This window comes from Stenotrophomonas sp. PAMC25021, from assembly GCF_004795795.1.
Taxonomy (GTDB): domain Bacteria; phylum Pseudomonadota; class Gammaproteobacteria; order Xanthomonadales; family Xanthomonadaceae; genus Stenotrophomonas; species Stenotrophomonas muris.
This window is the reverse complement of sequence record NZ_CP039255.1, coordinates 2335352-2347026: the sequence shown is the minus strand read 5'-3', so window position 1 is coordinate 2347026 and position 11675 is coordinate 2335352. Positions and strand designations below refer to the sequence as shown.

Below are 11675 nucleotides of genomic sequence, written 5' to 3'. Positions count from 1 at the left end.
CCGGCAACCGCAGAATTCCAGGTGCGCCCATTGAGGTTGCCGGCCAGCGGCCGGCACTACCCGTGCGCAACTGCGCTACAGTCGAGCACGCTCGACATCAACGGATCACGACTGCATGGACGACATCCACCCGATCGCGCCGGGCAAGCGCGCCGCCATTCTTTCCAGCCTCGCCGACATCGAACGGCGACACGACGTGCGCGTTCTGCTGGCGTGCGAGTCCGGCAGCCGTGGCTGGGGCTTCTCTTCGCCGGACAGCGATTACGATGCACGCTTCATCTACGTGCATCGCCAGCCGTGGTATCTCACCGTCAACGAGAGCACCGGCCCCGGCGATGCGCAGCGGGACGTGATCGAACTGCCGATCGACGATGAGCTCGATGTCAGCGGCTGGGACCTGCGCAAGGCATTGCGCCTAGTTTCAAAATCCAATCCGACACTGATTGAATGGCTGCGCTCGCCGATCATCTACCAGCAGGATCACACCGCAGTGTCGCAGCTTTGGAAGGCAGCTGAGTCGTTCTATTCACCACTGGGCACGTGGTGGCACTACTTCAACATGGCGCGCTCGAACCATCGCGGTTACCTGCGTAGCGAAACGGTACGCACGAAGAAGTACCTGTACGTGCTGCGCCCACTGCTGGCCTGCCAGTGGATCGAGCACGAACAGACCCCCCCGCCGATGGCCTTCGAGGACCTGCTGGACCGGCTGCTGCCGCACGGCCCGGTGCGTGAAGCCATCGATGGCCTGCTGGCGGTTAAACGCGCCAGTGCCGAGGTCAGTGCCGGACCACGCATCGCGGCGATCAGCGATTTCATCGATCGTGAACTGGCCATCCGGACTGCGCAGGCGCCGCAGCTGCCCGCTGGACACGGTGATGCGGCATGGCTGGATGAGCTGTTCCGGCAGATGCTGGCCGAGCACGCGCCGATCTGAGCGGCTGCACCTGACTCGGGTAGTGCCGGCCGCTGGCCGGCAACCGCAGAATTCCAGGTACGCCCATGACGTTGCCGGCCAGCGGCCGGCACTACCACGCAGGTATCATCGCGGTGAACGCCCTGATTTCCGGAGACACCGATGAACCCGCTGCGCCCCTTCCGCGACAAGATGCCCGTCCTCGGCCAGCGCGTGTACATCGATCCGGCCTGCACCCTCATCGGTGACGTGGAACTGGCCGAGGACGTATCAGTGTGGCCGGGTACGATCATCCGCGGCGACGTCAATTACGTCCGCATCGGTGCGCGCACCAATGTGCAGGACGGCACCATCATCCACGTCAGCCACCACAGCCCGTACAACAAGGCCGGTTACCCGACCCTGATCGGCGAAGGCGTGACCGTCGGCCATGGCTGCATCATCCACGCCTGCACCATCGGTGATTACAGCCTGATCGGCATGGGCGCCTGCATCCTCGATGGCGCCCGTGTGGAACGCCATGGCTTCGTCGGTGCCGGAGCGGTGGTCGGCCCGGGCAAGGTGGTCGGTGAAGGTGAGCTCTGGGTGGGCAACCCGGCCCGCCCGGCGCGCACGCTGAGCGACAAGGAGATCGAGTCACTGCACTATTCGGCCGACCACTACGTGCGGCTGAAGGACGAATACCTGGGCTGAACGGCCAACGCCGCCATGCGGCTCTGCTAAAGTCTGGGCCCGACCAGGACCTGTCGAGACCCCCATGCCTGTGGCTGCCTGCCGGAGAGGACTCCGCCGCCCACAACGAAGGCCATCGCACTGATGGCCGCACCGATGCTCGATACCTACCGCGAGGTGGTGACGCCGGAGGGTGTGCCGCTGCAGTTGCCGGCGGCCGGCCCGGTGCCCCGGGCGATGGCCTGGCTGATCGATCTGGGCGTGCGCATCGCGGTGCTGGTGCTGATGTCGATTCCGCTGGCACTGCTGGATTCGTTCGGCTCCGGGCTCGGCCTGGTGCTGATGTTCCTGGTCTATTGGGCCTACCCGATCGTCTGCGAAGCGCGGTGGGGCCGCACCCTGGGCAAGCGCGCACTGGGCCTGCACGTGCTCGCGCGCGATGGCGCGCCGGTGGGCTGGATGGCCGCCATCACCCGCAACCTGCTGCGCACCGTGGACATGCTGCCGTTCGGCTATGCACTGGGCCTGATCAGCAGCCTGTTCGATTCCCACGGCCGCCGCCTCGGCGACCTGGTGGCCGGTACCGTGGTGGTGCATGCACCGGTGCTGTACCTGCCGCCTCCGCCCACCATCGACAGCGTGCTGGCCCCGCCGCAGCCGCTGCGACCGGAAGAACAGGCGGCGCTGATGGCCTTCGCCGAGCGCGCGCCGCGGCTGTCGGCGGCACGCCAGCAGGAACTGGCCGGCATTGCCGAGCCACTGACCGGCACCCACGGCCAGGTCGGCGTGCTGCGCCTGTATGCCATGGCCAACTGGCTGCTGGGGCGGCGATGAAGCAGGAACAGTTCGTCGCCCGCTACCAGCAGGAATGGCAGGACCTGGAACACTGGCTGCTGCTGCGCGCCGGTGCTTCGCGCCGCACGCGGCGCAAGGCCAGCGCGCTCGCGCTGGACGATACCGCCTTCCCGCAGCGCTACCGGCGCCTGTGCCAGCAGCTGGCGCTGGCCCGCGAGCGCGGCTACAGCCCGCAGCTGGTGCAGCGCCTGCAGCAGTTGATGCAGCAGGGCCACAGCGTGCTGTACCGCACGCCGCCGACGCGCTGGCGCGGTGCGCTGGAATTCCTGGTGGCCGACTTCCCGTTGCTGGTGCGCAGCCAGGCGCGCAGCATGTGGGTGGCGCTGGCGATGTTCGCGCTGCCGGCGCTGGCCTGCTTCGTGCTGGTGCAGGTCTATCCGGACCTGATCCACATGGTGATGGACAACCGCCAGATCGCCGAGATGGAGCGCATGTACGATCCGGCCGCCGAGCGCCTGGGACGCGACAGCGGCACCGACTGGATGATGTTCGGCCACTACATCCTCAACAACATCAGCATCGCCCTGCGTACCTTCGCCAGCGGCCTGCTGGCCGGCTTGGGCACGCTGCTGGTGCTGCTGTTCAACGGCGTGATCATCGGTTCGGTGGCGGGCCACCTGCAGCACATCGGCCATGGTGATCCGTTCTGGCGCTTCGTCGCAGGCCATGGTGCCTTCGAGCTGACCGCGATCGTGATCGCCGGCGGTGCCGGCCTGCAGCTGGGCATGAAACTGCTGGCACCCGGCCGGCGCAGCCGCCTGGATGCACTGGTCGAGGGTGGCCGCATCGGTGCGCGCCTGTGCCTGGGCGTGGCGTTCATGCTGCTGGTGGCCGCGTTCATCGAAGCCTTCTGGTCGTCGATTGCCGACGTGCCGGCGTGGGGCAAGTTCAGCGTGGCCGGCATGCTGTGGGCCGGCGTGCTGCTGTGGCTGTGGCGCGGCGGACGCGGAGGCGGCCATGCGCATTGACCACCTGGACGTGGTGCTGCGCGCGCGCAGCGGCTGGGAAGCAATGGAGCTGGGCAGTGCCCTGTCGCGCCGCCACGCACGCGCGGTATGGGGCAGCTGGCTGCTGGCCAGTGCGCCGCTGTTCGTGGTCTTCAACGCGCTGGGCTGGTGGCTGGATGCATTCGGCTGGGCGTGGCTGGCGATGTGGTGGTGCAAGCCGCTGTTCGAACGGGCGCCGCTGTACGTGCTGTCGCGTGGCATCTTCGGCGAGCCGGTCGGTACGCTGGCGGCCCTGCGCGCGCAACGCAGCTGGGGCAATGCAGGTTTCTGGGGCTACCTGGGCTGGCGCCGTTTCAGCGTGCTGCGCAGCCTGTGCCTGCCGGTGAACCTGCTGGAGGGCAATGCGCCGGCCCAGCGCGGTGCACGCCGCCGCGCTGTGGCCGCTGGTGCGGCGGGTGCCGCCGCCGTGCTGACCGTGGCCTGCATGGCGTTCGAAGCGGTGCTGGTGTCCGGTGCGATCGGCGCGGTGTTCATGTTCATGCCGCTGGAGCTGATGTCCGAATCATGGCGTGCCGCGTGGGACATGATCGGCCAGGACACACCCGCCTGGGCGCGGGCCGGCTTCAACCTGGCGTGCTGGCTGGCCTCGGTGCTGATCGGTCCGTTCTACGTCGGCGCCGGCTTCGGCCTGTACTTGAACCGGCGCACGCAGATGGAAGCGTGGGACGTGGAGATCGCCCTGCGCCGCCTGCGCGAGCGGCTGCTGCCGGCGGCATCGACGCTGGCGCTGCTGCTGTGCCTTGCCCTGCCGCTGGCCTCCGCGCCAGTGCATGCGCAGGACGCGCAGACGGCCGCAGAACAGGCGGACGATGCCGGAGAGGACGAGGACAGCGCGGAGGAACCGGCCACTGCGGCGAACGATCCGGCCAATGCACCGGCCATGATCTTCGGTGCAGCGCCAGTGGACACCGCTGGCTTCCGCCAGGCGGTTAACCGCGCCTATGAGGACCCGCTGCAGCGCCCGACCCGCCAGGTCACGCGCTGGAAGCCGATCGAGCAGGCCGAGGAAAAAAAGAAGGAAGACAAGCAGCTGCAGCGTGACACCAACAGCAAGGGTGAACGCAAAGCGCGCAAGGACGGCATCGCCTGGCTGGCACGCCTGGCCGAGTGGGGCCTGTGGGGCCTGCTGGGCGTCCTGCTGCTGGTGCTGCTGTTGACCGCACGGCTGTGGCTGCCGTGGCTGCGCGGCAGTGGCCGGCGCAAGGCCGAGGCCGCACCGCAGGTAGTGGAAGAACCGGTGGAACTGCCGGTCGTGCTGCCGCCGGACGTGGCCACCCAGGCCGGCCTGCTGTGGGACCAGGGGCGGCCGCGGCAGGCGCTGGCCCTGCTGTACCGCGCCAGCGTGCGCACGGTGGGCGAGCGCAGCGGCATCGCGCTTCCGCCCGGTGCTACCGAAGCGCAATGCCTGCGCGCGTCGCGGCGCATGCCCGATGCCACCGACCGTGACCTGTTCGCGCGCATCGTGCGCATGTGGCAGTACGCCGCCTACGGTGGCCGCCTGCCCAGCCGCGCCGATTTCGATGCATTGGCCGATACCCTGCGCCGGCAGTACAGGTGGCTGGCATGAGTCCGCGCCTGTTCTGGTCGCTGCTGCTGGGCGCGCTGGTGCTGTTCGGCGTGCCGCTGACGATCCTTTACCTGCGCACGCACGAACGCGTGACCGAGACCGTGCAGCTGCCGCCGCAGGGCGAAGCTGGCTACAACCCGCTGTACGTGCTGGGCCAGGCCCTGCGTGCCGATGGCATCGAGGTGCACTCGCGGCCGCGGCTGGACCTGCAGCAGATGGCGCTGGGCCCGCACGATACGGTAGTGCTGCTGCAGGACAGCAGCGAACTGCCGGCACCGGCGGCCAGGGCCCTGCTGGCCTGGGTTGATGGTGGTGGCCATCTGCTGGTGCGTACGCCGCCGCCCGCCGAGGACGACGCCAGCAGCACGCAGGGGCCCCTGCTGGACCAGCTGGGCGTGGACAGCCTGTATCAGCAGAGCGACTGCCAGCCATTCCACGTCATCGATGATCCCAGCCACGTCGAGTTCTGCGGCGGCCGTCGCTTCACGCTGGGCTTTGCCGCCAATGCGCGGGCCGAACGGCGCTGGGGCAACGAGCACAGCCTGGTGTTCGCACGCCTGCACCATGGCCAGGGCAAGGTGAGCGTGCTGGCCGACATGGAATTCATGCGCGGCGAGGTGGATTCGCCGGCGGCACGCCTGGCGTCGGCCGCGGGCAAGGCCAGTGATGGCCTGCACGATCTCTCGCACCGCGACCTGACCCGTTACCTGCTCGACCCGAATTACGGCAAGGGTGCGTTCTGGCTGGTCTATGCCAGCCGCCCGCCGTCACTGTGGGCGCGCCTGTTCTACCAGGGCTGGCCGCTGTGGGCGCCGCTGCTGCTGGCCCTGCTGGGCTGGTTGTGGGCCCGCTCGCAGCGCTTCGGCAGCCTGCTGCCGTCGCCGGTGCTGGAACGCCGCTCGCTGCTGGAGCACGTGCGTGCCAGTGGCGAGCTGCTGCTGCGCTTCGGCCACGGCACGCGCCTGTACGACGCCGTGTTCGCCCTGTTCCTGCATCGCCTGCGCCTGCGCGCACCGGTAGCCGCTGCACTGGACGGTGCGCCGCGCGATCAGGCCATCGCCGAGCTGCTGAAATGGCCGCAAGGCCGTGTTGCCAGCGCGCTCACGCCCCCGCCACCGCACGATTCCTCCGCCCTGCGCGAGCGCATCCGCTTGCTGCTCCAGATGAGATCCCTGCTATGACCGAAGTCCCCGAGCTGCCGGCGGCCGCCAACGCCCGCCTGATCGAACGCGTCGATGCCATCCGCACCGCCGTTGGACACGCCTTCATCGGCCAGGCCGATGTACTGGACCAGATCCTGGTGGCGCTGCTGGCCGGTGGCCACGTGCTGATCGAAGGCGTGCCCGGTCTGGGCAAGACCCTGCTGGTGCGTGCACTGGCACAGGCCCTGGAGCTGGACTACGGGCGCGTGCAGTTCACCCCCGACCTGATGCCCAGCGACGTCAGTGGCCACGCGGTGTACGACCCGAAGAGCGAGAGCTTCAAGATCCGTCGCGGCCCGGTGTTCACCAACCTGCTGCTGGCCGACGAGATCAACCGTGCCCCGGCCAAGACCCAGTCGGCCCTGCTGGAAGTGATGCAGGAAGGCCAGGTGACCATCGAAGGCAAGGCCTTCACCCTGGCGCCGCCGTTCATGGCGCTGGCCACGCAGAACCCGCTGGAACAGGAAGGCACCTACCCGTTGCCGGAAGCACAGCTGGACCGCTTCCTGCTGAAGGTGCTGATCGACTACCCGCAGCTGGAGGACGAGAAGCGCATGGTGACCGCGATCACCAGTGGCCGTGCCGCCAGCGATTTCGACCTGAGCCAGGTGCCGCGTGTATTGGGGGCCGGCGAGCTGCTGGAACTGCAGCGCGCGACCGCGGCGATCACCGTCGATGACGAAGTGATCGACTACGCGGTGCGGATTGTGGCGGCCACGAGGCAGTGGCCGGGCATCGCGGTCGGCGCTGGCCCCCGCGGCAGCATCGCGCTGGTGCGTGCCTCGCGCGCGCAGGCGGTGCTGGCCGGCCGTGACTTCGTCACGCCGGACGACGTGCGCGACATTGCGCGCCCGGCGCTGCGCCACCGCATTGCACTGGCCCCGGAGCTGCAGATCGAAGGCCAGGACGCCGACGACGTGCTGGGCGCGCTGCTGGCCAAGGTGGAAGCACCGCGCCGATGAGACCGGCCCCGCTGCTGCTGGCGCTGCTGCTGGCCTGGGCTGCCCTGGGCGGCCTGGTGCTGGGCGGGTGGCTGCCGCGCTGGAGCTGGGCGCTGGCAGCCGTCGTCATCGCGCTGCCCGCCTTGTGGGATCTGTGGCGGCAGTCGCGGCGTCCGTCGCCGCAGGTACAGCGCGAGCTGCCCGAAGCGCTGGCGCTGGGCGTGCGCCGCGAGGCGGCGCTGCGCCTGCAGGCCGAGCAATCGATGACGGTGCAGGTGTTCGACCTGGTGCCCGGCGGCTGGCCGCTGGAAGCGCTGCCGCAGCGCGTGCGCCTGCAGGCCGGTACGGCGTCCACCCTGCACTACCACCTGCAGCCGCTGCAGCGTGGGCACTTCCGCTTCGAGGGGGTGCACCTGCGCATGCGTTCGCCGTGGCGCCTGTGGTGGCAGCAACGCACGCTGCCGCCGGCGCTGGAGGTGCGGGTCTATCCGAACTTCGTGCCGCTCACCCGCTTCGCATTGTTCAGTGCCGACCAGGCCTCGCGGCTGGTTGGTGCGCACGTGAAGCGCCGCCGTGGCGAAGGCACCGATTTCCACCAGATGCGCGAGTACCGCATCGGCGACAGCCTGCGCCAGCTCGACTGGAAGGCCACCGCGCGTGCGCGCAAGCTGATCTCGCGCGAATACCAGGACGAGAAGAACCAGCAGCTGCTGCTGATGCTGGACAGTGGCCGGCGCATGCTGGCCAGCGAAGGCGGGCTCTCGCACTTCGACCATGCCTTGAACGCCTCGCTGGTGGTGGCTTACCTGGCGCTGCGCCAGGGCGACGCTGCCGGCCTGTACGCTGCCGGTGGCGAACGCCGCTGGGTGGCACCGCAGCGCGGCATGGGTACGGTCGAGCACCTGCTGCGCGCCAGCTACGACCTGCAGCCACGCGCGGTGGCCACCGATTACCTGGCCGCCGCCACCGAGGTGTCGCTGCGCCAGCGCCGGCGTGCGCTGGTGATGCTGGTCAGCAACGTGCGTGATGAGGACATCGAAGACCTGCTGGCGGCAGTGCGCCTGCTGCAGCGGCGCCACCTGGTGTGCGTGGCCAGCCTGCGCGAACGCGAGCTGGACGGCGCACTGGAGGGCGAGGTGCAGACACTGGAAGACGCCACCCAGGCCGGTGCCGCCGCGCTGTACCTGCAGCAACGCGCGAAGGCGCATGAGGCCCTGCGCAGCGAAAAGGTGATGGTGCTGGACGTGACCGCCGATGCCCTGCCCGGCGCGCTGGTGGAACGCTATCTGGCGGTGAAGCGCGAAGGGCTGCTCTGATACCCGCGATCGCTCTGGTAGGTGCCAACCTTGGTTGGCACGGAATCCACAGCGCCGACCAGGGTCGGCATCTACCAAAACCGGTTGCCGGCCAGCGGCCGGCGCTACCCCCTGCAACAACCGCCGCATCGCCTTGGTAGGTGCCAACCTTGGTTGGCACGAACCCACAGCGCCGACCGAGGTCGGCATCTACCAAAACCGGTTGCCGGCCAGCGGCCGGCGCTACCCCCTGCAACAACCGCCGCATCGCCCTGGTAGGTGCCAACCTTGGTTGGCCCGCCCACAGCGCCGACCAAGGTCGGCATCTACCAACGGCGGTTACCGGCCAGCGGCCGGCACTACCCCCTGCAACAACCGCCGCATCGCCCTGGTAGGTGCCAACCTTGGTTGGCCCGCCCACAGCGCCGACCAAGGTCGGCATCTACCAACGGCGGTTACCGGCCAGCGGCCGGCACTACCCCTGCGGCAACCGATGCATCGCCCTGGTAGGTGCCAACCTTGGTTGGCACGAAATCCACAGCGCCGACCGAGGTCGGCATCTACCAAAACCGGTTGCCGGCCAGCGGCCGGCACTACCCCTGAAGCAACCGACGTTGCAACCGCTCCACCGCACGCTGCAGCAGCACCCGGTTGCGGCCCAGCTTCATCCACTGCGGCAGGCGCGAGAACATCGAACCGTTGGTAACGCCCGCGCGCTCGCGCAGAGGCGCGGCAGCGTAGTCGTGCAGTGCCTGCAGATGGGCTTCGTTGTAGGCCCACAGCACGCCGGCCGCAGTCTTTTCGACCAGCCGCAGCGGCAAGCCAAAATGCGGATCGATCGCCTCATTGCCACGCCATCGCGACAACGTGACCTCCACCTCGCTGCTGCGTCCGCACTGACTGCAGTCCGCCGCCAGCGTCCGCAACGGCGACACTGCACGCGCACGGTGCAGCTCGGCGCGGACCCATTTGTGCCCGCAGTATCCGCAGGGACGATAGCCGCTGTAGCGCACGGGCCCGACCCAGTCGCCCGCGGCACAGCAACCGCAGCCGCATCCACTGTCGAGGGCTGCGCTGCAGCCCAGGCAGCGGAAACGTCGCGATTCCGGCGTCCGCACCACCCAGCCGGGCGTATCGCAGCGGTGGCAGCGCACCGCGATGCGGTCCGAATAGCGCCACAGGGCGTGGCCGTCATCCAGATGCCGGCCCGGCAGCGGCGCAGGCCGCAGGTCGCGATTGCGCCGCACCGTCATCAGACGTAGATCCGCGTCGGCGCCTCGTCGACGATCGCGTGCGGCACGAAGCGCGCACTGTCGCGGGTGATCGCGCTGTCATCCTCGCGGATGCCGATGCCGCAGGCATGGTCACCGATCACCCAGCTGCCGATCAGCGGATAGCCGCCTTCGAAGCGGGTGAGAGGATGCGCACGCTGGATGATCGCCGGGCCGTCGTAGGGACCGTCGCTGCGTTGGGTGCTGCCATCGGCCAGGTGCATCTCGATGTTGGCGCCTTCGCGCGAGAACAGCGGTTTGCGTACCCAGCCCGACGCCAGCGTGCTGCCGTCATCGAAATGCGCTTCCAGCAGGTTCGGATGGCCCACGTTGCGCTGCCACAGCAGCGGCAGGATGCCCTTGTTGCTCAGCACCGCCTTCCAGGCCGGTTCCAGCAGCTGCACGCCCGAACCGGGCAGCGCGCGGCCGAATTCCTCGGCCATCAGGTCTTCCAGCGGATACAGCTTGAACAGCGTGCCGATCACCGAATCGTCCAGCGCGGTGAAGCGTCCGTCCTCGGACAGGCCAATGTCCTCGATGGCGATGGCCTGGCCATGCAGGCCGGCCTGCGACGCACAGTCGCGCAGGTACTCGACCGTGCCGCGGTCTTCCTCCGAACTGCCGACCGCGCTGAAGTACAGCGGCGGCGGCAGCTGTGTGGCGAGGTCGCCGAAACGCTCGACCAGCGCTTCGTGGATGGCGTTGAACTGGTCGGCATGCTGCGGCAGGCGGCCGGCATTGCGCTGGTCTTCCAGCCACTGCCACTGGAAGAAGCTGGCTTCGAACAGCGAGGTCGGCGTGTCGTAGTTCAATTCGTACAGCTTGGCCGGGCCGGTACCGTCGTAGGCCAGGTCCAGGCGGCCATAGAGGTGCGGCTGGCGCTGGCGCCAGCTGTCGGCGATCCAGTCGCGGTAGTGCGACGGAATCGCCAGCTGGTCCATCAAGCGTTCGCTGCCGATGACATCACCGACCAGATCCAGCGCCATCTGGTGCAGCTCGGCGCTGGGGTCTTCGATGTCCTGTTCGATCTGGCGCAGGGTGAAGGCGTAATACGCGCGTTCATCCCAGTACGGCTGGCCGTCGATGGTGTGGAAGCGGAAACCCGCCTCTTCCGCGCGCGCCCGCCACTGGGCACGCTCGGCAATCCGGATGCGCTGCATGGGTTGATCAGCCGCCGTAGCTGCCGCTGGTGCTGCGGCGTGCGCTGGTGTTGCCGAAGCCACCACGGCTGGCAGTGACCGCACGGTTCGGCTCGCTGGTGACCGGGGCCAGGCCGGCCTTGCCAGCACCGATGCCGCTGGCGGTGTTCAGGCCACCGGTGCCGCCCGGTGCCGGGCGCGCCCAACCCGCATTCTTGTCCTGGTAAGCCGGTGCCGACGCCGGCGCCTGCGGGGCGAGGCCGCCGCGGTTGCTCAGCATCTGCGACATGAAGAAGCCCATCATCATCGGGCCGATGAACGAGGTACCGGCCGAGGTGTGCTGCTGCACGCACTGTTCCGGCTTGTAGTCCTTCTCGCAGGCTTCCTTGCTGGCGTACTTCGGCGCCGCATCGGCGGCCTGCTTCTGCGCTTCAGCGAACGCATTGCGGCACGACGACGGATCGCCGGTGGCCTCGGTGCAGGCCTCCACCGAGGTATACAGGCCTTCCTGCACCTTCACCTCCGGCTCCTTCTGGCAGGCGGTGAACAGCAGCGGCGCGGCGCTCATCAGCAGCAGCGCGGTGGTGCGGGAACGTTTCATGGCCTCATGCCCTGTCGACGGATCAATGCCCCAATGATGCCAAATCCGGGCCAGCAACCGGAATCGGCAAAGTGCGAAAGATGAACGGACTTTCATTTTCGTCGGCATTGGGGTCAGAGCCCATCGCGCCGCGATGGGATCCGACCCCAAGCGACGCACCGCTCTGGTAGGTGCCAACCTTGGTTGGCACACATCCCGCGGCGCCCGGT

At 68.7% G+C, this 11675-nt stretch carries 11 protein-coding genes; 8 read left to right on the top strand and 3 right to left on the bottom strand.

The window, feature by feature from the left end:
* The first annotated feature begins 115 nt into the window (after nt 1-115).
* The 8 genes from E5790_RS11020 (at nt 116) to E5790_RS10985 (ending at nt 8476) form a co-directional block, all read left to right on the top strand.
* On the top strand, nt 116-937 hold the full coding sequence (locus tag E5790_RS11020; protein ID WP_111206554.1) for a nucleotidyltransferase domain-containing protein: 822 nt from the start codon (nt 116-118) through the stop codon (nt 935-937).
* A 141-nt stretch (nt 938-1078) separates the two neighbouring features.
* Complete coding sequence (locus E5790_RS11015) at nt 1079-1609, top strand: gamma carbonic anhydrase family protein (protein WP_014648777.1); 531 nt, start codon at nt 1079-1081, stop codon at nt 1607-1609.
* Between the two features lie 123 nt (nt 1610-1732).
* Nucleotides 1733-2422: an RDD family protein gene (locus tag E5790_RS11010; RefSeq protein ID WP_014648778.1), complete on the top strand. Its 690-nt coding sequence runs from the start codon at nt 1733-1735 to the stop codon at nt 2420-2422.
* Entirely contained in the window at nt 2419-3411 is a 993-nt protein-coding gene (locus tag E5790_RS11005; protein ID WP_014648779.1) for a stage II sporulation protein M, read from the top strand. The genes E5790_RS11010 and E5790_RS11005 overlap by 4 nt, the downstream gene beginning before the upstream one ends.
* Nucleotides 3401-5017, top strand: a complete 1617-nt coding sequence (locus E5790_RS11000; protein WP_049404932.1) for a DUF4129 domain-containing protein — start codon at nt 3401-3403, stop codon at nt 5015-5017. The genes E5790_RS11005 and E5790_RS11000 overlap by 11 nt, the downstream gene beginning before the upstream one ends.
* A complete protein-coding gene (locus tag E5790_RS10995) occupies nt 5014-6198 on the top strand; it encodes a DUF4350 domain-containing protein (protein ID WP_032957038.1) in 1185 nt (394 codons plus the stop codon). Before E5790_RS11000 ends, E5790_RS10995 begins: the two co-directional genes overlap by 4 nt.
* Nucleotides 6195-7181 carry a MoxR family ATPase gene (locus E5790_RS10990; RefSeq protein ID WP_014648782.1) on the top strand — a complete coding sequence of 329 codons (987 nt, stop codon included), beginning with the start codon at nt 6195-6197 and terminating at the stop codon, nt 7179-7181. Before E5790_RS10995 ends, E5790_RS10990 begins: the two co-directional genes overlap by 4 nt.
* The gene (locus tag E5790_RS10985) at nt 7178-8476 is read left to right on the top strand and encodes a DUF58 domain-containing protein (protein WP_014648783.1); all 1299 of its coding nucleotides are present in this window, start codon (nt 7178-7180) and stop codon (nt 8474-8476) included. The genes E5790_RS10990 and E5790_RS10985 overlap by 4 nt, the downstream gene beginning before the upstream one ends.
* A gap of 572 nt (nt 8477-9048) precedes the next feature.
* Here the strand turns inward: E5790_RS10985 and E5790_RS10980 are convergent.
* Genes E5790_RS10980 through E5790_RS10970 form a run of 3 tightly spaced genes read right to left on the bottom strand, consistent with a single transcriptional unit; the run spans nt 9049 to nt 11466 of the window.
* Nucleotides 9049-9708: a hypothetical protein gene (locus E5790_RS10980; protein WP_032957033.1), complete on the bottom strand. Its 660-nt coding sequence runs from the start codon at nt 9706-9708 to the stop codon at nt 9049-9051.
* The gene (locus E5790_RS10975) at nt 9708-10886 is read right to left on the bottom strand and encodes a glutathionylspermidine synthase family protein (protein ID WP_032957032.1); all 1179 of its coding nucleotides are present in this window, start codon (nt 10884-10886) and stop codon (nt 9708-9710) included. The genes E5790_RS10980 and E5790_RS10975 overlap by 1 nt, the downstream gene beginning before the upstream one ends.
* A gap of 7 nt (nt 10887-10893) precedes the next feature.
* Entirely contained in the window at nt 10894-11466 is a 573-nt protein-coding gene (locus E5790_RS10970) for a DUF1190 domain-containing protein (RefSeq protein ID WP_005420172.1), read from the bottom strand.
* Nucleotides 11467-11675: the final 209 nt, after the last annotated feature.